This window comes from Falsiroseomonas oryziterrae (genome assembly GCF_021864505.1).
Taxonomy (GTDB): Bacteria; Pseudomonadota; Alphaproteobacteria; order Acetobacterales; family Acetobacteraceae; genus Falsiroseomonas; species Falsiroseomonas oryziterrae.
This window is the reverse complement of record NZ_JAKJIB010000039.1, coordinates 1-19,900: the sequence shown is the minus strand read 5'-3', so window position 1 is coordinate 19,900 and position 19,900 is coordinate 1. Positions and strand designations below refer to the sequence as shown.

General features: G+C 71.9%; 19 protein-coding genes. 13 read left to right on the top strand and 6 right to left on the bottom strand.

What is annotated here, in order from left to right; genetic code table 11:
* From L2I40_RS05760 to L2I40_RS05720, 9 genes are all read left to right on the top strand, one after another.
* Window positions 1-651: calcium-binding protein (locus L2I40_RS05760; RefSeq protein ID WP_237213921.1), on the top strand; the 651-nt coding region annotated here is incomplete at its 5' end.
* 87 nt (window positions 652-738) lie between these two features.
* Entirely contained in the window at window positions 739-2,145 is a 1,407-nt protein-coding gene (locus L2I40_RS05755) for a xanthine dehydrogenase small subunit (RefSeq protein WP_237213920.1), read from the top strand.
* Window positions 2,145-4,439 (top strand): xanthine dehydrogenase molybdopterin binding subunit, encoded by a 2,295-nt coding sequence (gene xdhB / locus L2I40_RS05750; protein ID WP_237213919.1) that lies wholly within the window; start codon window positions 2,145-2,147, stop codon window positions 4,437-4,439. The genes L2I40_RS05755 and xdhB overlap by 1 nt, the downstream gene beginning before the upstream one ends.
* Window positions 4,440-4,492: 53 nt before the next feature.
* On the top strand, window positions 4,493-5,413 hold the full coding sequence (locus L2I40_RS05745) for an MBL fold metallo-hydrolase (protein WP_237213918.1): 921 nt from the start codon (window positions 4,493-4,495) through the stop codon (window positions 5,411-5,413).
* A 45-nt stretch (window positions 5,414-5,458) separates the two neighbouring features.
* Window positions 5,459-6,409 carry a phosphogluconate dehydrogenase (NAD(+)-dependent, decarboxylating) gene (gene gnd / locus L2I40_RS05740; protein WP_237213917.1) on the top strand — a complete coding sequence of 317 codons (951 nt, stop codon included), beginning with the start codon at window positions 5,459-5,461 and terminating at the stop codon, window positions 6,407-6,409.
* The gene (locus L2I40_RS05735; RefSeq protein ID WP_237213916.1) at window positions 6,406-6,909 is read left to right on the top strand and encodes a gluconokinase; all 504 of its coding nucleotides are present in this window, start codon (window positions 6,406-6,408) and stop codon (window positions 6,907-6,909) included. The genes gnd and L2I40_RS05735 overlap by 4 nt, the downstream gene beginning before the upstream one ends.
* Complete coding sequence (locus L2I40_RS05730; RefSeq protein WP_237213915.1) at window positions 6,906-7,817, top strand: dihydrodipicolinate synthase family protein; 912 nt, start codon at window positions 6,906-6,908, stop codon at window positions 7,815-7,817. Before L2I40_RS05735 ends, L2I40_RS05730 begins: the two co-directional genes overlap by 4 nt.
* Window positions 7,818-7,897: 80 nt before the next feature.
* Window positions 7,898-8,638, top strand: a complete 741-nt coding sequence (locus L2I40_RS05725) for a metallophosphoesterase family protein (RefSeq protein WP_237213914.1) — start codon at window positions 7,898-7,900, stop codon at window positions 8,636-8,638.
* Window positions 8,639-8,640: 2 nt separating this feature from the next.
* The gene (locus tag L2I40_RS05720; RefSeq protein ID WP_237213913.1) at window positions 8,641-10,089 is read left to right on the top strand and encodes a serine/threonine protein kinase; all 1,449 of its coding nucleotides are present in this window, start codon (window positions 8,641-8,643) and stop codon (window positions 10,087-10,089) included.
* A gap of 3 nt (window positions 10,090-10,092) precedes the next feature.
* Here the strand turns inward: L2I40_RS05720 and L2I40_RS05715 are convergent, their stop codons facing one another.
* The 4 genes from L2I40_RS05715 to L2I40_RS05700 all read right to left on the bottom strand — a co-directional run bounded on the left by L2I40_RS05715 (window position 10,093) and on the right by L2I40_RS05700 (window position 14,878).
* Window positions 10,093-11,496: a M20/M25/M40 family metallo-hydrolase gene (locus L2I40_RS05715; RefSeq protein ID WP_237213912.1), complete on the bottom strand. Its 1,404-nt coding sequence runs from the start codon at window positions 11,494-11,496 to the stop codon at window positions 10,093-10,095.
* A complete protein-coding gene (locus L2I40_RS05710; RefSeq protein ID WP_237213911.1) occupies window positions 11,493-12,512 on the bottom strand; it encodes a ketopantoate reductase family protein in 1,020 nt (339 codons plus the stop codon). Before L2I40_RS05710 ends, L2I40_RS05715 begins: the two co-directional genes overlap by 4 nt.
* Window positions 12,509-13,210 (bottom strand): creatininase family protein, encoded by a 702-nt coding sequence (locus L2I40_RS05705; protein ID WP_237213910.1) that lies wholly within the window; start codon window positions 13,208-13,210, stop codon window positions 12,509-12,511. The genes L2I40_RS05710 and L2I40_RS05705 overlap by 4 nt, the downstream gene beginning before the upstream one ends.
* Window positions 13,211-13,285: 75 nt before the next feature.
* Entirely contained in the window at window positions 13,286-14,878 is a 1,593-nt protein-coding gene (locus L2I40_RS05700; RefSeq protein WP_237213909.1) for an ABC transporter substrate-binding protein, read from the bottom strand.
* 83 nt (window positions 14,879-14,961) lie between these two features.
* Between L2I40_RS05700 and L2I40_RS05695 the strand changes: the two genes are divergently transcribed.
* From L2I40_RS05695 to L2I40_RS05680, 4 genes are read left to right on the top strand one after another with little or no spacing between them, the layout of a single operon-like run.
* The gene (locus L2I40_RS05695) at window positions 14,962-15,939 is read left to right on the top strand and encodes an ABC transporter permease (protein WP_237213908.1); all 978 of its coding nucleotides are present in this window, start codon (window positions 14,962-14,964) and stop codon (window positions 15,937-15,939) included.
* Window positions 15,936-16,796, top strand: a complete 861-nt coding sequence (locus L2I40_RS05690) for an ABC transporter permease (protein WP_237213907.1) — start codon at window positions 15,936-15,938, stop codon at window positions 16,794-16,796. The genes L2I40_RS05695 and L2I40_RS05690 overlap by 4 nt, the downstream gene beginning before the upstream one ends.
* On the top strand, window positions 16,793-17,761 hold the full coding sequence (locus L2I40_RS05685; RefSeq protein WP_237213906.1) for an ABC transporter ATP-binding protein: 969 nt from the start codon (window positions 16,793-16,795) through the stop codon (window positions 17,759-17,761). Before L2I40_RS05690 ends, L2I40_RS05685 begins: the two co-directional genes overlap by 4 nt.
* A complete protein-coding gene (locus L2I40_RS05680; RefSeq protein WP_237213905.1) occupies window positions 17,758-18,741 on the top strand; it encodes an ABC transporter ATP-binding protein in 984 nt (327 codons plus the stop codon). Before L2I40_RS05685 ends, L2I40_RS05680 begins: the two co-directional genes overlap by 4 nt.
* A gap of 159 nt (window positions 18,742-18,900) precedes the next feature.
* On the opposite strand, the gene L2I40_RS05675 is transcribed toward L2I40_RS05680, so the two are convergent.
* Complete coding sequence (locus L2I40_RS05675) at window positions 18,901-19,242, bottom strand: P-II family nitrogen regulator (protein ID WP_237213904.1); 342 nt, start codon at window positions 19,240-19,242, stop codon at window positions 18,901-18,903.
* Window positions 19,243-19,253: 11 nt separating this feature from the next.
* A partial coding sequence (locus L2I40_RS05670; RefSeq protein WP_237213903.1) for a putative inorganic carbon transporter subunit DabA occupies window positions 19,254-19,900 on the bottom strand: 647 nt, incomplete at its 5' end.

Below are 19,900 nucleotides of genomic sequence, written 5' to 3'. Positions count from 1 at the left end.
GAGCCCGCGCCCGCGCCCGCGCCCGCGCCCGCGCCTGCGCCCGCCCCTTCGACGGAGGCGGAGGACGCGCCGGGGGTGGTCCTGCAGGGCTCGGCGGCGCGCGACACCCTGGTCGGCGGCCTGGGCGACGACGTCCTGGAGGGCGGCGCGGGCGCCGACCTGCTGCAGGGCGGTGACGGCGACGACAGCCTCTCCGGCGGTGCCGGGCGTGATTCGCTGGAGGGCGGCCTCGGCGAGGATACGCTCGACGGCGGCGGCGGCGCCGACCTTCTGCAGGGTGCCGAGGGCGACGACCTCCTGCTGGGCGGCGCCGGCCGCGACACGCTGGAGGGCGGCGCCGGCGAGGACACGCTCCTCGGCGGCGCGGGCATCGACCTGCTGCGCGGCGGGGAGGGGGACGACGTGCTCACCGGCGGTCCGGGGCCCGACACCTTCGTCTTCGCCCGCGGCGACGGGTCGGATTGGGTCACGGACTTCAAGCCAGGGACCGACCAGCTGCGCCTCGAGGCCATCGCGGAGGACGAGATCGCCCAGGCGCTCGCGACCCGCGACGGCCAGGCCGGCCTCGAGATCAGCTTCGGCGAGGGCGACGAGCTGTTCCTCGCCGGCGTGACCCAGACGCTCGCCATGCAGGACATGGTGTTCGCCTGAGACGGGCGGGGCCGCGTCGCGGCCCCGTTCCCACCGCGCGCCGTGGGTCCCCTCGACCGCGGCGCGCGGTTTGCTTAACTCCCTGTCATGACCGTTTCGTCCATCGCCTTCACGCTGAACGGCCAGCCCACCGTGCTGCCGGCCGGCACCTCGCCCACCCTCTCGCTGCTGGACTGGCTGCGCGGCCAGGGGCTGACCGGCACCAAGGAAGGCTGCGCGGAGGGCGATTGCGGCGCCTGCACCGTGGTGATCGAGGAGCCATCCGGCGCGCGGGTCCCGGTGAATGGCTGCATCACCCTGCTCGGCCAGGTGCATGGCCGCGTGGTCCGCACGGTGGAGGGGCTGCGCGCGCCGGACGGCACGCCGCACCCGATCCAGGTCGCGATGGCCGAGAGCGACGGCACGCAATGCGGCTTCTGCACGCCCGGCATCGTCATGTCCGCCTGGGCGCATGCGCGGTCCGGCGGCGATGTGCACGAGGCGCTGGCGGGCAATCTCTGCCGCTGCACCGGCTACCGCCCGATCGTGGAAGTTCTTTCCGGGGTTGCTGCCGACGACATGACCGCGCCGGATGTGCTCCCGCCGGCCTCCGTCCGCTTCGAGGCACCCGGCCAGGTCTTCCGCCTTCCGGCGACGCTCGACGAGTTGCTCGCGCTGCGCGCGGCTCATCCAGAGGCCTGGCTGCTTGCCGGCGGCACCGATCTCGGCTTGCGCGTCTCCGACCACCGCGAGGTGCCGGCCTCGGTGATCTGCCTGCTCAACGTGCCGGACCTGCAGTCGGTGGAGGCGCGCCCGGACGGCCTGACCATCGGCGCGGCGGTGTCCTACGGCCGGCTGCTCGACCTGTTCCGCGCCGAGCCGGGCTTCGGACCTTTCGCCGCGCTGCTGGCGCGGCTCGGCTCGCGGCAGATCCGCGGGCTCGGCACGCTCGGCGGCAATCTCGGCACCGCCTCGCCGATCGGGGATTCGCTGCCGCCGCTGGTGGCGCTCGGCGCCGTGGTGCGCGTCGCCTCGCTGCGCGGCGCGCGGGACTTGCCGGTGGAGGCGTTCCTGACCGGCTACCGCAAGAACGCGCTGGCGCCGGACGAGGTTATCGTCTCGGTCTTCCTGCCCCGCCCGCCGGCCGATGCGCATCTCGCCTGCGAGAAGATCAGCAAGCGCCATGACCAGGACATCGCGACGGTCGGTGCGGCGATGCTGGTGCGCGAGGCTGCCGGCGTCGTCGCGGAGGCACGGCTTGCCTTCGGCGGCGTCGGCGCGACGGTGATCCGCGCGGCGGGCGCCGAGGCCGCGCTGCTCGGCAAGGCCTTCGGTACGGCAGAGGTCGCGGCGGCCGCCGAGGCACTGGCGCATGACATCGCGCCGCTCTCCGACTGGCGCGGGTCGGCCGCCTATCGCCTGGCGGTCGCGCAGGGTCTGCTGCGGCGCCTGCATCTCCGCGCCACGCGGCCCGACCTGCCGCATGAGGTCACGGCCTTCGCGGAGGTGCTGTGATGGACGGGTCGCTGACCAGGACGGGCGCCGGCGCCGCGCTGCGTCACGATTCCGCGCTGAAGCACTGCACCGGCGAAGCGCGCTACGCCGACGACATCCCGGAGGTGCCGGGGACGCTGCATGCGGCCCTCGTGCTCTCGACCGTCCCGCATGGCACGCTGACCGCGCTGTACGCGGACGCCGCGCGCGCCATGCCGGGCGTCGTCGCCGTGCTCGGCCCGCGCGACATACCCGGGAAGAACGACATCGCGCCGACCGGCAAGGACGAGCCGCTCTTCGCCGACCCGGTCGTCGAGTTCGCCGGCATGCCGCTCGCGCTGGTGGTAGCGCGCACGCGCGACGAGGCGATCCGCGCCGCAGCGGGCGTGAAGGCCGAGATCGCGCCGCGCGAGGCCGTGCTGTCCATCGAGCGCGCGCTGGAACTCGGGCAGAACGTGATCGCGCCCCAGACCATCCGCGTCGGCGATGCCGCCGCCGCGATCGCAGCCGCGCCGCGCCGGCTCGACGCCGAGTTCCGGGCCGGCGGGCAGGAGCACTTCTACCTCGAGGGCCAGGTCGCGCTCGCCACGCCGGGCGAGGGCGGCGACATGACCGTCGTCTCCTCGACGCAGCACCCGTCGGAGGTCCAGCACCTCGTCGCGCGCGTGCTCGGCTGCGACTTCAACCGCGTGACCGTGACCTGCCGGCGGATGGGCGGCGGCTTCGGCGGCAAGGAGAGCAATGCGAGCTGGGTCGCCGCCGCCGCCGCGCTCGCCGCGCGCGTCACGGGCCGACCGGTGAAGCTGCGCCTGCAGCGCCGCGTGGACATGATCGCCACCGGCAAGCGGCACCCGTTCCTCTATCGCTGGTCCGCGGGCTTCGACGAGACCGGGCGGATCCATGGGCTGAAGGCCCTGCTCGCCGCGGATGGCGGCTGGAGCGCGGATCTCTCGGGCGGCGTGGTGTTCCGCTCCGTCACCCATGCGCTCGGCCCCTGTGACGTGCCGGCGGTGGAATTGACCGCGCAGGCGGTGAAGACCAACACCGTCTCCCACACCGCCTTCCGCGGCTTCGGCGGGCCGCAGGGCGCGCTGCTGATCGAGGACGTCATGCACCGCGTCGCCGCCGCACTCGGCCGCACGCCGGAGGAGGTGCGGGCGCGCAACTTCGCGGGCGTGGACGGCAACGGGGATGCGACGCCCTACGGCCAGCGCCTCGAAGGCGACCTGATTGCGCGGGTCTGGGCGGAGGCGCGGCGTGACAGCGACTGGGATCGCCGCCGGGCCGAGATCGCCGCCTTCAACGCCAGCCACCCGACGCTGCGGCGGGGGCTGGGCTCCATGGTGCTCGCCTTCGGCATCTCCTTCGGCATCCAGCACCTGAACCAGGCCGGCGCGCTGGTGCATGTCTATTCCGACGGCTCGATCCGCCTGAACCATGGCGGGACAGAGATGGGGCAGGGGCTGTTCGTGAAGATCGCGCAGGTGGTCTGCGACGTCTTCGGCGTCGATCTCGACCGCGTGGCGATCACGGCGACCAGCACGGCCGAGGTGCCGAACACCGCGCCGACCGCGGCCTCCACCGGCTCCGACCTGAACGGCTGGGCGGCGCACAACGCGGCGACGGCGATCCGCGGCCGCATGGCCGAGGTCGCGGCGGCGAAATGGGGCATCGCGCCGGAGGCGGTGGTCTTCGCCGACAACAAGGCCTGGGCCGAGCGCGTCGGCGCCAACCGCAACTACGATTTCTCGGAACTCGCCAAGCTCTGCTTCCTGGAACGCGTCAGCCTCTCCGCTACCGGCTTCTACAAGACGCCCGACATCCATTGGGACCGCGAGAAAATGCGCGGCCATCCCTTCTTCTACTTCTCCTACGGCGCGGCGGTGGCCGAGGTGATCGTGGACACGCTCACCGGCGAGCATCGCTGCCTGCGCGCCGACCTGGTGCAGGATTGCGGCCGCAGCCTGAACCCCGCCGTGGACCGCGGCCAGATCGAGGGCGCCTTCGTCCAGGGCATGGGCTGGCTGACCTGCGAGGAGCTCTGGTGGGACGCGCAGGGGCGGCTGCGCACCGTCGGCCCCTCCACCTACAAGATACCGGGCTCGCGCGACGTGCCGCCGGTCATGAATCTGCGGTTGCTGGACGGCGCGCCGGCCCGGGTCGAGACGATCTTCCGCTCCAAGGCGGTCGGCGAGCCGCCGCTGCTGCTCGCGACCTCGGTCTGGAATGCGCTCAAGGACGCGATCGGCACGCCGGATCTCGACCTGCCGGCGACGCCGGAGCGCGTTCTGATGGCGCTGCGCCGGAGGGGCTGACGCCGCCCCGCCGGAGTGCGTTATCCTCCCGGCCGCCACGGCGGGAGGACCCCATGTCGCCAGTGACCGGCCCCGGCATCCGCGCCTTCTTCGACGAGGCGACGAACACCGTCAGCTACCTGGTCTGGGACCGCGCGACGATGCGGGGCGCGGTGATCGACCCGGTGCTCGACTGGGACAACCGCAGCGGCGAGGCCGACCTGAAATCGGCGCAGGCGATCCTCGATGCGGCGAAGGCCGAGGGCGTCGCCATCGACTGGGTGCTTGAGACCCACGTGCATGCTGACCACCTGACCGCCTCGCCCTGGATCAAGCGGCAGACCGGCGCCCGCATCGGCATCGGCGAGGGCGTGAAGAAGGTGCAGACCATCTTCCGCCCGGTCTTCGGGCTCGAGGACATGCTGCCGGATGGCGGCGACTTCGACCATCTGTTCCGCGACGGGGAGCGCTTCCGGATCGGCAGCCTGGATGTCGAGGTGATGCACACGCCCGGCCACACCCCGGCCTGCATCGCCTACCGTATCCTGCCGCCGCAGTCGGAGCCGGACGGAGTGTCCGACATCTTCGTCGGCGACACGCTGTTCATGCATGACTACGGCACCGCGCGCTGCGACTTCCCGGGCGGCGACGCGCGTACGCTCTATCGCTCCGTCCGCCGCCTGCTCGATCTGCCGCCGGAGACGCGGCTCTGGATGTGCCACGACTACAAGGCGCCGGGGCGCGACAGCTTCGCCTGGGAGAGCACGGTGGCGCAGCAGCGCGCGCAGAACCCGCATGTGAAGGACGGCAAGACCGAGGAGGAGTTCGTCGCCTTCCGCACGCAGCGCGACGCGACCCTGTCCGCACCCGCGCTTCTGCTGCCCTCGATCCAGGTGAATGTCCGCGCCGGGCGCTTCCCGAAGGCGGAGGCGAACGGGGTGCGTTACCTGAAGGTGCCGGTCACGCCGAAGCGCCCCGACGCCGCCTTGTCCTGAGCGCCGCGCCCTCGCAATCTCGCCTGGATGTTCGGGGAGGATGCGATGCGGCTCGGCATGGTCGGGCTCGGCCGGATGGGTGCCAACCTGGTGCGGCGCCTGGGGCGGGCCGGCATCGGCGCGGTCGTGTGGGACCGCGACCCCAGCGCGGTGCAGGCACTGGCTGCGGAAGGCGCCGAGGGGGCGACCAGTCTCGCCGACCTCGTTCACCGCCTCGACACGCCGCGCGCGGTCTGGGTGATGCTGCCCGCGGGCGAGGCCACCGAAGGCGCGCTGACCGAACTTGCAAGCCTCCTCTCTCCCGGCGACGTCGCAATCGATGGCGGCAACGGCATGTGGAAGGACGCGGTGCGGCGCGCGGCGACGCTGCGCGCGCGCGGCATCGACTTCCTCGACATCGGCACCTCGGGCGGCGTCTGGGGGCTCGCGCGCGGCTATTGCCTGATGATCGGCGGGCCGGCGGAGCCGGTCGCGCGGCTCGATCCGATCTTCCGCGCGCTCGCCCCGGGCGAGGCTGCGGCACCGCCCACGCCGGGCCGCGACGCCGGCGCCGATCCGCGCCCGCCGCAGGGCTATGTGCATTGCGGGCCGAACGGCGCCGGGCACTTCACCAAGATGGTCCACAACGCCATCGAGTACGGGATGATGCAGGCGATGGCCGAGGGTCTCGAACTGCTCCACGCGCATGACGCGCAGCTTCCCGTGCCCGACATCACCGAGGCCTGGCGGCGCGGCTCCGTCGTCGCCTCCTGGCTGCTCGATCTCACCGCGCAGGCGTTGGCGGCCGACGGCGAACTGTCCGGCTATACCGGCCGCGTCGGCGATTCCGGCGAGGGGCGCTGGGCGGTGCAGGCGGCGATCGAGAGCGCGGTGCCGGCGCCGGTGCTCTCCGCCGCGCTCTACGCGCGCTTCCGCTCGCGCCAGGACGGGCCCTTCGCGGACAAGGCGCTGAGCGCGATGCGCAACGCCTTCGGCGGGCACCTCGAACCCAAATGACGCATCGCATCGTCGTCATGGGCGTGACCGGCGCTGGCAAGAGCACCGTCGGCACGCTGATCGCCGAACGCCTCGGCATCGGCTTCCGCGACGCCGACGAGTTCCACCCACCCGCCAACATCGCGAAGATGAGTTCCGAGCAGCCGCTGACCGACGCGGATCGCTGGCCCTGGCTCGACGCCATCGGCGCGCATCTCGCGGCGCACCGGGACCGCGGCTGCGTTGTCACCTGCTCTGCGCTGAAGCGCGCCTATCGCGACCGGCTGCGCGCCGCCGCACCCGGCCTGCGCTTCATCCACCTGCATGGCGACATGGCGCTGGTCGCCGCGCGGCAGGCGGCGCGGCAGGGCCACTTCATGCCGGCAAGCCTCGTCGCAAGCCAGTTCGCGACGCTTGAACCGCCGGCTGATGAGCCCGACGTCATCGCCCTCGACGTCGCCGCCACGCCCGAAGCCTTGGCGGAGGCCGCCATCGCGGCCCTGCAGGAGACCGCCCGATGAGTACGGAATTCCGCGGCATCTACCCGATCCTTTATGCGTATTTCGGCGCCGATGGCCGGCTGGACGAGGCGGCGATGCGCCGGCAGGTGCGCTGCTGCCTCGCCGGCGGTGCGCATGGCCTGGCCGTGCTCGGCCTCGCGACCGAGGTGAACAAGCTCAGCCCTGCCGAGAAGCGCGACGTGGTGCGCTGGAGCGCGGAGGAGATCGCCGGCCGCGTCCCGCTCGCCGTCACGGTGGCCGAGGCGACAGCGGAAGACGCGGCGTCCTTCGTGCTGGATGCCGAGGCGCTGGGCGCGGCCTGGATCATCCTGCAGCCGCCGCCCGTCCGCGGCCTGCCCGAAGCCGAATACGTTGCCTGGTACGGGCGCGTCGCCGACCTCGTCGGGCGCCGCAGCGCCATCCCGCTCGGGATCCAGAATGCCGCGGCCTATATCGGCGTTGGCCTCTCGCCGGGCGGCGTCGCCGCACTCGCGCGCAACCACGCCAACGTGAAGCTGATCAAGGCGGAGGACAGCGCCGTCGACGTGCAGCGCCTGATCGAGGCGACGGGCGGCGCGCTGACGGTCTTCAACGGCCGCGCCGGGCTCGAACTGCCGGACTGCCTGCGCGCCGGCTGCGCCGGGATGATCCCCGCGCCGGAATGCGCCGACCGCCAGGCGCGCATCTTCGACCTGATGGCGGAAGGCCGGGAGGAGGAGGCGGAGGCGGAATACCAGCGCATCGCGCCGATGATCGCCTTCGCGATGCAGGGCGTGGCGATGTTCCTCTGCTACGGCAAGCGCATGACCGCCTGGCGGATGGGCCTGCCCGAGGTGATCGAGCGCCCGCCCGCGCTCGCGCCCACGCCTTTCGGCCTGGAGTGTGCGCGACGTTTCGCGGCTCGGCTCGGCCCCTATCCGGGCGCCTGAGGCGGTGCTTTGATCGGCGACGGAGGAAGGATCTGCCAGGGACGTCCGCCGCGGCGCCGGCCGGGGGCGAAGGGTCCTGCATGAAGATCGCCATCCTCTCCGATATCCACGCGAACCGCGAGGCCTTCGAGGCGTGTCTCGCCGATGCCGACCGGCGCGGCGCGCAGCGGCTTGTGATCCTGGGTGACGTCGTGGGGTATGGCGCCGACCCCGCCTGGGCCGTCTGGCGCACCATGGAACTCGCCAATGCCGGCGCGATCGTGCTGAGGGGCAACCACGACGAGGCCGCGGTGGCCGAGCGCGGGGGCATGAACCCGGACGCGACCGCCGCCGCCGCCTGGACGCGCGACGCGCTGGATCCGGAGGCGAAGGCCTTCCTCGCAGCCTTGCCGTTGGAGGCGGAGGAGGAGGACCGGCTCTACGTCCATGCCGACGCGCATGACCCTGCCCGGTGGCACTACGTGCGGGACGCGGAGGATGCGCGGCGCAGCCTCGATGCCGTGCAGGCGCGCATCGTGCTGTGCGGCCATGTGCATGTCCCGGCGCTGTATGGCCTGACGGCCGCGGCGAAGCTGGTCAGCTTCAAGCCGGTCACCGACGTGGCGATCCCGCTGATGCGCCCGCGCCGCTGGCTCGCCGTGCTCGGCGCCGTCGGCCAGCCGCGCGACGGCGATCCGGCGGCGGCCTGGGCGATGCTTGACACGGCGAGCAGCGAACTCACCATCCACCGCGTGCCCTATGACGTCGCGACGGCGGCGGAGAAGATCCGCCATGCCGGCCTCCCGGAGTCGCTGGCCGCACGCCTGGCGCGGGGGCGCTGAGCATGGCGCGCCAGATGCTGACCGAGGGCGAGGAGCTGGACGGCTTCCGCATCGGCGCCCGCCTGCATGTCGGTGGCATGGCCGTGCTGTGGGAGGCGACGCATCCGGACCATGACGGCGCGCTTCTGGTGAAGGTGCCGCGGCTGGCGGAGGGAGAGGACCCGGCCGCGATCGTCTCCTTCGAGATGGAGCAGATGATCCTGCCGCGCCTCTCGGGTCCGCATGTGCCGCGTTTCCTGGGCGCCGGCGGCTTCGAGGTGCGGCCCTACATCGCGATGGAGCGCATCCCGGGGCCAAGCCTATTGCCGCTGATCGAGCAGTTGCCGCTGCCCTTCGCGCAGATCGCGGAGGTCGGCGCGCGCGTGGCGGACGCGCTGGACGCGCTGCACCGCCAGCATGTCGTGCATCTGGACGTGAAGCCCTCGAACATCCTGACGCGGCCGACCGGCGAGGCGGTGCTGGTCGATTTCGGCCTGTCGCGCCACGCCCAGCTGCCCGACCTGATGGAGGAGGAGTTCCGCCTGCCCTATGGCACGGCGCCCTACATGGCGCCGGAACAGATCATGGGCGTGCGCAGCGAGCCGCGCAGCGACCTCTTCGCGCTCGGCACCATGCTGTATTTCTTCACCACCGGTGAGCGGCCGCATGGCGATCCGCAGCGCCTGTCGGGGCTGAAGCGCCGGCTCTGGCGCGACCCGAAGCCGCCGAAGGCGCTGCGGCGCGACTGCCCGGACTGGCTGCAGGAGATCATCCTGCGCTGCCTGGAGGTGCTGCCGGAGCGGCGCCATCCGACTGCCGCGCAGCTGGCCTACGACCTGCGCCACCCCGACCAGGTGAAGCTGACGGCGCGCGCGCGGAAGCAGAAGCAGGATGGCTGGGCGAAGACCATCCAGCGCCGCTTCCATCCCGACCACCAGCCGAAATTCGCGCGGCGGTCGAATGCCGCGGAACAGGCGGCCAGCGCACCGATCGTCGCGGTGGCGGTGGACCTCTCGGCGCCCGACCCGGCGCTGCACGAGGCGCTGCGCACCACCGTCGGCCAGATCATGGCGACGCTCCCGGGCGCGCGGCTCGCCTGCCTCAATGTGCTCCGGCAGAACCGCATCGCGCTCGACACCACGCTGGACGAAGCCGGGAACAATAAGCATCTGCAGCGGCTGGTGGAACTGAAGCACTGGGCGCAACCGCTGGCGCTGCCGGAAGGCCGCGCGACCTTCCACGTGCTGGAGGCGGTGGACCCCGCCAATGCCATCCTCGAACATGCGCGCGTGAACGGCGTGGATCACATCGTGATGGGCGCGCGGGCGCAGTCGCTGAAGCGACGCGTGCTCGGCAGCGTCTCGGCCGAGGTCGCGGCGGAGGCGCCGTGCAGCGTCACCGTGGTGCGCGCCCGCGGCGCGGCGGCCGAGGCCGCCGCGCGCACGCCGGAGACCGCCGACACGCCCTTCTGAGACTCAGCTCCGAAAGGCGGCGTAGTCGCCGCGGCGGCTGCCGTCGAGCCGACGCAGCAGCGCGACCCAGGCGGCAACGCCTTCGGCGAAGGCCCCCTCGCGCCAGTTCTCGTTGGGCGCGTGGAAATCCTCGTCCGCGGTCGCGAAGGAGAACATCACCGTCCCGATGCCGAGGACACGCTGCGCGATGTCGGACAGCGGCAGCGTCGCGCCCATGCGGACCATGAGCGGCGCGCGCCCCGTCGTCGCCTCCAGCGCCACGGCCGCGGCGCGCAACAGGGGGTGGCCCGCGGGCAGCAGCGTCGCCACGCTGCCGTCGCGCGTCGGCGTGATCTCCAGCGTCGCGCCGGGCGGGCAGTGCGCGCGGAGATGGGCCGTCACGGCCGCGACGACGCGCGCCGGCTCCTGCCCGGGCACGAGGCGCATCGAGAGCTTGGCATGTGCCTCGGCCGGGATGACGGTCTTGCCGCCGGCGCCGGTGTAGCCGCCCCACATCCCGTTCACGTCGAGGGTCGGGCGCAGCCAGAGCCGTTCGAGGAACTCCGCCGCGCTGCGGCCGCTCGGCGCCATGCCGATCGAGGCGTCATGCGCCGCGACGTCATAGGGGATGGCAGCGAGCGCCGCGCGGTCCGCCTCCGTCACCGGCGGCACGCCCTCGGTGAAGCCGGGAACCCGGATGTTGCCTTCGGCGTCGTGCAGCGTGGCGATGAGGCGCGCCATCGCGTGCAGCGCGTTCGGCGCGACGCCGCCATAGCGGCCGGAATGCAGGTCCTTCGCCGCGGTGCGCAGCGTGAGCGTCATCGCCGCCAGGCCGCGCGTGCCGATGGTGAGCGTCGGCAGGTCCGCGCGCCAGCGCGCGCCGTCGGCCGAGAGCACCGCGTCCGCCGTCAGCTCCGTCCGGTGGCCGTCGAGCAGGCGCGCGAGCGTCGCCGAGCCGATCTCCTCTTCGCCCTCCAGCAGCACCGTGACGTTGACGGGCAGCCTTCCCTCGGCGGCGAGGAAAGCGCCCAGCGTCTCGATGGCCAGCAGCGACGGGCCCTTGTCGTCGGAGACGCCGCGCCCGTAGAGCCGGCCGTCGCGCGATGCGAGCTCGAAGGGCGGCGAGCGCCAGGGTTCGACCGGATCGGGCGGCTGCACGTCGTAATGGCCGTAGACGAGCAGCGTCGGCGCATCCGCCCCGGCGCCGTGCCAGCGCGCGGTGACGGCCGGATGCCCGCCGGCCGCGATCTCGCGCACATCCTGGAAGCCGAGCTCCGCCAGGCGCCCGCGCCACCAACTGCGCGCGGCCGCCATGCCGTCGGCATAGGCCGGGTCGGTCGAGACGGAGGGGCAGGCGACGAGCTGCGCGAGACGCGCGACGAAGCCGTCGCGATCCGCGAGCAGCCGCGCGACGACCGGATCGCTCACCGCAGCGCCCCGAGCAGCGCGGCGAAGGTCTCGGGCGACTGTTCGCGCCGTCCCTCCTCAATGTCGGCGATGAGACGCCCGACGGCAGAGAGCGCCGGCGTCGCGATGCCCTTCTCGGCGGCGAGGCGCGGGATGATGTCGAGCTGCGCCTCGGCCTCGGTCTTGCGCTTGCGCACGGCGAGGTCGCGCCAGATCCCGGAATGCGTCTTGGCGCCGACGGCGGTGTAGTCGCGCAACCAGTTGACCACGGCGATCCCTTCTGCCTCTGGCCGGCCGGGCGCGAAGGCCATCGGCTCGAACCCGCCGAAGCCGCGCGGGGTGACGCCGCGGGCGAGGGCCGTCGCGACGACCTCCCGGCCCAGTGCGAGCCAGGCCGGCATGCGTGCCGGATCGGCGAAATTCTCGCTCATGCTGTCGTGGTTGAGCGCGGTCGCGAAGAGCATCGCGCCATAGGCCGTCTTGCCCCAGAGATAAGACCAGACGTCCTCCGTCAGCACCGCATCGGGCTCGAATTCCCGGCAGAGCGCGTGCATGGCGCGGGTACGCTCGCGGATCGTGCCGTCGATCTCGCCGACCACGAGCGCGCCGCGGTTGCCATAGAGGATGCGGCCCGGCCCATGCCAGTCCGCGCCGAAATTGACGAAGCAGCCCATGGTCCGCTCGGCGCCGACCGCCTCGGCGATCGCGATCTCGTTCAGCCCGTTCTGCGCCGAGAAGACGAAGCCGTCGGGCGCGAGGTGCTTCGCGAGCATCGGCAGCGCCGCCTTCGTCGCCTGCGCCTTCACCGCGAGCACGATGCGCGAATAGGTGCCGGTCAGCTCCGCCGGCGTGGCGGCCGGCACGACCTGGGTGAACTCGACAACCGGGCCGAAGATCGTGAGGCCGGTGGTCCGGCACGCCTCGACATGCTCGGCCACCGTGTCCACCAGCAGCACGTCATGGCCTGCGCGTGCCCAATGCGCGCCGAGCGTGCCGCCGATCGCGCCGGCGCCCCAGATCAGGATCGGATCGCTCATGCCCAGGGGCCCTCGAGCGCGGCGCGGGTCTCCGCCACGCCGGCGGCCCAGAGCCGCTCCATCTCCTCATCCGGCTTGCGCCACTCGCCCCCGAAGCTTCCGTCGCCCAGCATCTCCCGCACCCTGGCCGGCGGGCTCGCCTTCATCAGCGCCATGTCCACGGACGGCTTCGATCCCGATGGCGACGGCGCATTGGCCAGCCGCGTCCAGGGAAAATTTTCCATCCAGTTGCCGTGGCTGCCGGACCGGTCGATGGCCATCGCCGTCTCCCAGGTCTTCGGCTGGTTGTACCAGTTGTGGAACTTGATCGAGAGCCGCGGATCCTCCGTCATCATCTGCAGCGCGAGCGCGCCGATCGGCGCGTTGCCGCCATGGCCGTTGACGATGAGGATGCGCCGGAAGCCGGCGCGGGCGACGCTCTCGATCAGGTCGCGCGCCACAGCCAGCAGCGTCTCGACCCGCAGGCTGATGCTGCCCGGGAAGGCGGCGAAATAGGGCGCGAGGCCGAAGGGCATCGCTGGATAGACCGGCACGCCGAGCGGCTCCGCGGCCTCCACAGCGACGCGTTCCGCCAGGATCGCGTCCACGCAGAGCGAGAGCTGCGCGTGCTGCTCGGTGCTGCCGAAGGGCAGCACGCAGCGGTCGTCGCGGCGGAGGTACTCTTCCACCTGCATCCAGTTCATCTCGGCGATGCGCATGATCGGGTCCGTGGTGCTCGAAACGAAATCGGGCCGCCGCGGAACGCGACGGCCCGTGTTTGGCGCTGCGAGGGATCAGCGCGCCGCGACCGGCGTCACGTCCCAGGCATAGGTCTCCTCGTCGGCGCGGCCGGCTGCCATGGCGGCGCGGTCGCGGCGGATCGCCCAGGCGGAGTTGACCGAGGCCAGCGGCAGCGCGACGCGCTCGCGGTTGAAGAGCGCGCCGATCTGCTGCAGCAGCTCGCGCCGGCGGTTGTCGTCCAGCTCGAACTCGGACGCCTGGATCAGCCGGTCCATCTCCGGGTTCGAGTAGCCGTGCCAGTTGAAGGCGCCGAGGCGGAGCTGCGGGTTGTTCGTGTGCGCGTTGGACGAATAGGTGTAGCTCGCCTCGCCCGTCAGCGTGCCCCAGCCGGCCATGATGTTCGACAGCTCGCCGCGCGCGCGGGCCGGAAAGATGACCGCCGCGGGCTGGCCGGCCGCCTGCACCTCGATGCCGATGCGCGCCAGCATCTGCGCCAGCGCTGTGCCAACGCCGCGGTCGCCGGGCAGGCGGTCCACGGTGAAGTTCAGCGCCATCCGGAAGCCGTTCGGATAGCCGGCCTGTGCGAGCAGCTCCCGCGCCCGCTGCACGTTCGGCGTCGGGATCGGCAGGTTCGGGTTGAAGCCGAAGATGTTGGGCGTGACCATCTGCCCCTGCGGCGTGCCCATGCCTTCCATCGCCACCTCGGCCAGCGCGCGGCGGTCGATGGCGAGGTCGATCGCCTCGCGCACCCGCGGGTCGCGATACGGGTTGGCAGCAAGGCGCGAGCCGTCGCGCGCCGTCACCTGCGGCGTCTGTTCGCGGAAGTCGAAGGACAGGTTGAACACATAGACCGTATCGGCCTTGACGATCTGCAGGGTGCGGTCGCGCTCCAGCGTCGCGACGTCGGCGGCCGGCACGCGGACGATCATGTCCACCTGGCCGGTGCGCAGCTGCGCGACGCGCGCGGCGTCGTTCGGGATCTCGCGACGGACATGGCGCGCCCAGGCCGGCCGCCCGCCCCAGTAGTCGTCGAAGCGATCGACCGTGAACTGCTCGCGCGGCGTCCAGGAGCCGAAGCGGTAGGGGCCCGTGCCGATCGCGGCGCGGCCGGAGTTGAACGCCTCGTTGGAGTTCTCCGGGGTCAGGCCGGCGGTGGCGCGGGCGGAGACCACGAAGAGGCGGATGAAGTCGTTCGGCAGGGTGGGCGAGGGCCCGCTCGTGACGATGTGCAGCGTGTGCGGATCGACGATCCGCACCTCCTGGATGCGCCGGACATAGATCCGGGTCGGGTTCGGGCCCGAGAGCGTCTGCATCCGGCGGATCGAGGCGGCGACGTCCTCCGCCGTCATGTCCGATCCGTCATGGAACTTGACGCCGCGGCGCAGCCGGAATTCCCACGTGGTCGGGTTCACCACGCGCCAGGATTCCGCCAGCCCCGGCTCGATCTGCAACTGCGGCCCGAGGCGCGTCAGCGGGTCGAAGACATGGATCAGCGCCTCGGCATGGGTGCCGGTGGCGGTGAAGTGCGGATCGATGCTCTCCGGCCCGGCCCGGACGCCCATGGTGAGGGTCTGGGCGGAGGCGGTGCCCGCCATAAGGGCAATCGCGGCCGTGGCGAGGGCGAAACGGCGGCAGTCTCGACGCATCTCTCTTCTCCCCGGTGAAGTCTTCCGAGCAAGGATGCTAGGGACGGCTTGCGGCGCCTGTCCACCGGGCGATACTCCGAAAAATGCTCGGCTACGTCATCCAGCGCCTCCTGCAGGCCGCGCTCGTCATGCTCGCCATGTCGGCGCTGGTCTTCGTCGGCGTCTACGCGATCGGCAACCCGATCGACGTGCTGATCTCGCCCGACGCGACGCAGGACATCCGCGCCGCGGCGATCCGCTATTACGGGCTCGATCTGCCGCTCTGGCAGCAATACCTGGCCTTCTTGGGGCGCCTGCTGCAGGGTGACCTGGGGCGCTCCTTCGTGCTGAACATGCCGGTGCTGGATCTCGTGATGAGCCGGCTGCCGGCGACGCTCGAGCTAGCGCTCGCTTCCGTGCTGATCGGCGCCTTCATCGGCATCCCGCTCGGGATCTATGCGGGCTACCGGCCCAACAGTCCCCTCTCGCGCGGGATCATGGCGGTGTCGGTGCTCGGCTTCTCGGTGCCGACCTTCTGGGTCGGTCTGATCCTGATCCTGACGTTTGCGGTCAATCTCGGCTGGCTGCCGGCCGGCAACCGCGGGCCGACGGTCGAGGTGCTGGGCGTCGGCTGGTCCTTCCTGACCTGGGAGGGTCTGCAGTATCTCGCCCTGCCGGCGCTGAACCTCAGCCTCTTCAAGCTCGCGATGATGATCCGGCTGGCGCGGGCCGGCACGCGGGAGGTGATGCTGTCCGACACGGTGAAGTTCGCGCGCGCGGCGGGGCTGTCGGAGCTGACGATCCTCCGCCGGCACGTGCTGCGGCTGATCTCGATCCCGCTGGTCACGGTGTTCGGGCTGGAATTCGGCTCGACACTCGCCTTCGCGGTGGTAACGGAGACGATCTTCTCCTGGCCGGGTGTCGGCAAGCTCATCATCGATTCCATCACCTCGCTCGATCGGCCGGTGATGGTCGGATACCTGGTCCTGGTCGCCTTCCTGTTCGTGACGATCAACCTGATCGTCGATCTGAGCTACGCGCTGCTGGATCCCCGGTTGCGACGCGGGGGACGCACCGCGTGACCGCCTTCTGGAACGAGTACCGCGAGAACTGGGTCGCGGTGATCGCGCTCGCGGTCGTCGTCGTCGTCGTCTCGGCCGCCCTGCTCGCGCCCTGGATCGCGCCGCAGGACCCCTACGACCTCGCCAATCTCGACCTGATGGATGCGCGACGCCCGCCGGGCTTCGTCGGCTCGAACGGCTATGTCCATTGGCTCGGGACGGATGCGCAGGGGAGGGACCTGTTCTCCGCGATCCTCTATGGGCTGCGGATCTCGCTCCAGATGGGCGTGGCGGCCGGTGCCGTGGCGCTCGCGATCGGGACGACACTCGGCATCCTTGCGGCGCAGGCGGGCGGCAAGATCGAGCAGGCGATCATGCGCGTGGTGGACCTGCAGCTCTCCTTCCCGGCGATCCTGCTGGCGCTCGTTCTGGTCGCGGTGCTGGGGCAGGGGAAAGTGCCGCTGGTGATCGCGCTTGTCACCGCGCAATACGCGTACTTCGCCCGCACCGCCTATGGCGCGGCGACGGCCGAGCGCCAGAAGGACTATGTGGAAGCCGCGCGTGCGACGCCGTTGCCGGGCCGCCGCGTGGTGTTCCGCCACATCCTGCCCAACTGCCTGCCGCCGCTGATCGTGGTCGGCACGGTGCAGGTGGCCAACGCCATCGCGCTGGAAGCCACGCTGTCCTTCCTCGGCCTCGGGCTGCCACCGACCGAGCCTTCGCTCGGCATGCTGATCGCCAACGGCTTCCAGTACATGATGAGCGGGCGGACCTGGATCTCGGTCTATCCCGGCATCGCGCTGATCATCCTGATCGTCGCCATCAACGTCGTCGGCGACCAGCTCAGGGATCAGTTCAATCCCAGGCTCAGGCGATGAGCGGGCCGCTTCTCTCCGTGCGCGACCTGCGCACGCATTTCCTGACGCGCGCCGGCGTCGTGAAGGCGGTGGAGGGCGTGTCCTTCGCGCTCGACCGCGGCGAGATCCTCGGCCTGGTGGGCGAGAGCGGCAGTGGCAAGTCGGTCACTGGCTTCTCGCTCATCGGCCTTGTGGACCCGCCCGGCCACATCGTCGGCGGCTCGATCCGCTTCGACGGCCAGGAACTGGTTGGCCTGCCGGTGCAGGAGCTGCGCAGGCTCCGCGGGCGCCGCATCGCCATGGTCTTCCAGGACCCGGCCGCAACGCTCAACCCGGTGCTGACCATCGGCACCCAGATGACGCTCGCCGTGCGCGCCCATGACGGCGTGTCGGAGCGTGCGGCGCGCGACCTCGCCGCGCGCACCCTCACGCGCGTCGGCATCCCGGAAGCCGCGGCGCGGCTCGACGCCTATCCGCACGAATTCTCGGGCGGGATGCGCCAGCGCGTCGCCATCGCGACGGCCCTGCTGCACGGCCCCGACCTGATCATCGCCGACGAGCCGACCACCGCGCTCGACGTCTCGATCCAGGCGCAGATCCTGGCGGAGATGCGCGCGCTCGCGAAGGAGTCGGGCACGGCGCTGATCTGGATCAGCCACGACCTCGCCACCGTCTCCTCGCTCGCCGACCGCGTGCTGGTGATGTATGCCGGCCGCATCGTGGAAAGCGGGCCGGTCGGCGCCGTGCTGCGCGCCCCACTGCACCCCTACACGCGCGGCCTGCTCGACAGCCTGCCGGCCATGGCCGCGCCGGGGCAGCGGCTGAACCAGATCCCGGGCAGCACCCCCTCGCTGCTGAGCCTGCCGCCCGGCTGCCCCTTCGCGCCGCGCTGCCCGCGCGCGACCGAGATCTGCCGCACCGACCCGCCGCGCGTCGAGCCGCCGGGGCGGCTCGCGCTCTGCCACCATCCGCTGGAGGCGGCATGAGCGAAGTCCTGACCGCCGCCAGCGTCACGCGCCGCTTCGCCCCGCGCATCACGCTCGGCGACCGCATCGCGGCGGCGCTCGGCGCGAAGGTGGACCGCCGGCCGGTGCAGGCCGTCACCGACGTCTCCCTCGCCGTCCGCAAGGGCGAGACGCTGGGGCTCGTCGGCGAGTCGGGCTGCGGCAAGTCCACGCTGGGCCGCATGCTCGCCGGCATCCTGCCGCCGAGCGCGGGGGAGATCCGGCTGCACGGCGCGGCGCCCATGCGCGGCCGGCACAAGACCACCACGCGCATCCAGACCGTCTTCCAGGACCCCTACGCCTCGCTGAACCCGCGCATCCGCATCGGCGAGGCGATCGCCGAGGGGCCGGTCGCACATGGCCTGGTGACGCGCGCGGCGGCGCCGGCGATGGTCGCGGACTGGCTCCGCCGCGTCGGACTGGACCCGGCCTATGCCACGCGCTTCCCGCACCAGTTCTCCGGCGGGCAGCGGCAGCGGGTCGCCATCGCCCGCGCGCTCGCGATGCAGCCCGAGGTGCTGGTCTGCGACGAGCCGGTCGCCTCGCTCGACGTCTCGATCCAGGCGCAGATCCTGAACCTGTTCCTCGACCTGCGGCAGGAGCTGGGGCTGACCTGCCTCTTCATCTCGCACGACCTCTCCGTCGTGCGGCATGTCAGCGACCGCGTCGCGGTGATGTATCTCGGCCGCATCGTGGAGATCGGCGAGGCGGGCCGGATCTACGCCGCACCTCGCCACCCCTACACGCAGGGGCTGCTCGCCTCCGTGCCGAAGCTGGTGCTCAGCGGCGATCCGGCGGCGAGCTTCCGGCCGATCCCCGGCGAGTTGCCGTCGCCGCTCTCGCCGCCCGCGGGATGCGCCTTCCATCCGCGCTGCGCGAAGGCGACTGACCTATGCCGGCAGGAGCGCCCGCCACTCTCACCGCGCGAGGACGGAACCCTCGTCGCCTGCCATCATGCTTAGTCTGGCCTCAAGCGCGGGCGGCCGCGTCCGTGGCCTTGGCTTGCGCGCAGGCCACTGGCGCGCTGACGGAATCTGACGGCTTGTGCGCGGGCCGCATCCGCGGCCTTGGACCGCGCTGAGCGCGAGCCGCAGTCCCCTCGGTCGGTTCAGGTCGCGCCGTTAATCCGCGCCGACGAAGTGCTCCAGCCGCACGACGTGGGTGTCGGAGATGAACATGACCCCCGACCCCTTCTCGAACAGCGGCTTGAGGCCGGAGGCGACGCGGCGGATCACCGCCTCGCTGCCCACCGCCATGAACATCACCACGCTCGCCTTGTCGTTCCAGAGCAGCCGGCCCTCGTGGAAGCCGTGATGGCCCTGGCCGGCGACGTCGCGGAACAGGGTCCAGCCCGTGCAGCCACTGCGCTCGAGCAGCTCCTTCACGAAGGCCTGGCGCTCGCCGGGCAGGATAATCTCGATCTTCTTGAGCTTGTGGAAGACGAGGTCGTCGGCGCTTTCCATCGGTTCCTCCGTCAGGCCGCGACGAGCGCCGGCGCGGCCTGGGCGGCGGGCAGGGCGTCCTGCCAGTGGCCCTCGCGGCTGCGCCGCTCGAAGCGGCCGGTGACCGGGTCGGCGACCAGCAGCGCCACCCAGCCATTGTTGAACAGCGTCTGCAGGATGCGGTGCTTGGCGATCAGCGCCTCGACCCGCGCCCGTGGCGCGCGGACCACCGTCATCAGCCGGAGCGGCTCGTGATACGGCACGCCGTCGGCCGACTGCACGGATTGCGCCGGAAGCCCGGTCATCAGGTCGCTCGCATTGCCCTGCATCACGCCGAAGCCGCCGACCACGTTGTGCGTCACCTTCGACCCGGCGCCGAACACCGCATTGTCCACGGTGGAGAAGTAGTACTGCGTGTTGATCCATTCCGCGACCACCATCGGCGCGGTCAGGATCACCTCCAGCGCGGCTCCCTCGGCGTCGGCCTGCCAGTCGTAAGAATGGAGGAAGCAGCGGCCTTCCAGGTCGAGGTGCCGCGTGAAGCCGCGATCCGCGATGATGAAGGCCGCGTTGCGTGCCAGCGCCCATTCGACGCGCGGCTGCGCCCAGTCCGCCGCCCGCTCCGCCGCGCCCGCGACCGCGTCACCCACCGCGCCGCCCGGCAGGCGCCCGAGCCGCT

Excerpts from the sequence above, each read along its gene's own strand:
- L2I40_RS05755 (WP_237213920.1), top strand. The coding sequence starts at position 739 with ATGACCGTTTCGTCCATCGCCTTCACGCTGAACGGCCAGCCCACCGTG.
- xdhB (WP_237213919.1), top strand. The coding sequence starts at position 2,145 with ATGGACGGGTCGCTGACCAGGACGGGCGCCGGCGCCGCGCTGCGTCAC.
- L2I40_RS05745 (WP_237213918.1), top strand. The coding sequence starts at position 4,493 with ATGTCGCCAGTGACCGGCCCCGGCATCCGCGCCTTCTTCGACGAGGCG.
- gnd (WP_237213917.1), top strand. The coding sequence starts at position 5,459 with ATGCGGCTCGGCATGGTCGGGCTCGGCCGGATGGGTGCCAACCTGGTG.
- L2I40_RS05735 (WP_237213916.1), top strand. The coding sequence starts at position 6,406 with ATGACGCATCGCATCGTCGTCATGGGCGTGACCGGCGCTGGCAAGAGC.
- L2I40_RS05730 (WP_237213915.1), top strand. The coding sequence starts at position 6,906 with ATGAGTACGGAATTCCGCGGCATCTACCCGATCCTTTATGCGTATTTC.
- L2I40_RS05725 (WP_237213914.1), top strand. The coding sequence starts at position 7,898 with ATGAAGATCGCCATCCTCTCCGATATCCACGCGAACCGCGAGGCCTTC.
- L2I40_RS05720 (WP_237213913.1), top strand. The coding sequence starts at position 8,641 with ATGGCGCGCCAGATGCTGACCGAGGGCGAGGAGCTGGACGGCTTCCGC.
- L2I40_RS05710 (WP_237213911.1), bottom strand. The coding sequence starts at position 12,512 with ATGAGCGATCCGATCCTGATCTGGGGCGCCGGCGCGATCGGCGGCACG.
- L2I40_RS05705 (WP_237213910.1), bottom strand. The coding sequence starts at position 13,210 with ATGCGCATCGCCGAGATGAACTGGATGCAGGTGGAAGAGTACCTCCGC.
- L2I40_RS05700 (WP_237213909.1), bottom strand. The coding sequence starts at position 14,878 with ATGCGTCGAGACTGCCGCCGTTTCGCCCTCGCCACGGCCGCGATTGCC.
- L2I40_RS05695 (WP_237213908.1), top strand. The coding sequence starts at position 14,962 with ATGCTCGGCTACGTCATCCAGCGCCTCCTGCAGGCCGCGCTCGTCATG.
- L2I40_RS05685 (WP_237213906.1), top strand. The coding sequence starts at position 16,793 with ATGAGCGGGCCGCTTCTCTCCGTGCGCGACCTGCGCACGCATTTCCTG.
- L2I40_RS05680 (WP_237213905.1), top strand. The coding sequence starts at position 17,758 with ATGAGCGAAGTCCTGACCGCCGCCAGCGTCACGCGCCGCTTCGCCCCG.
- L2I40_RS05675 (WP_237213904.1), bottom strand. The coding sequence starts at position 19,242 with ATGGAAAGCGCCGACGACCTCGTCTTCCACAAGCTCAAGAAGATCGAG.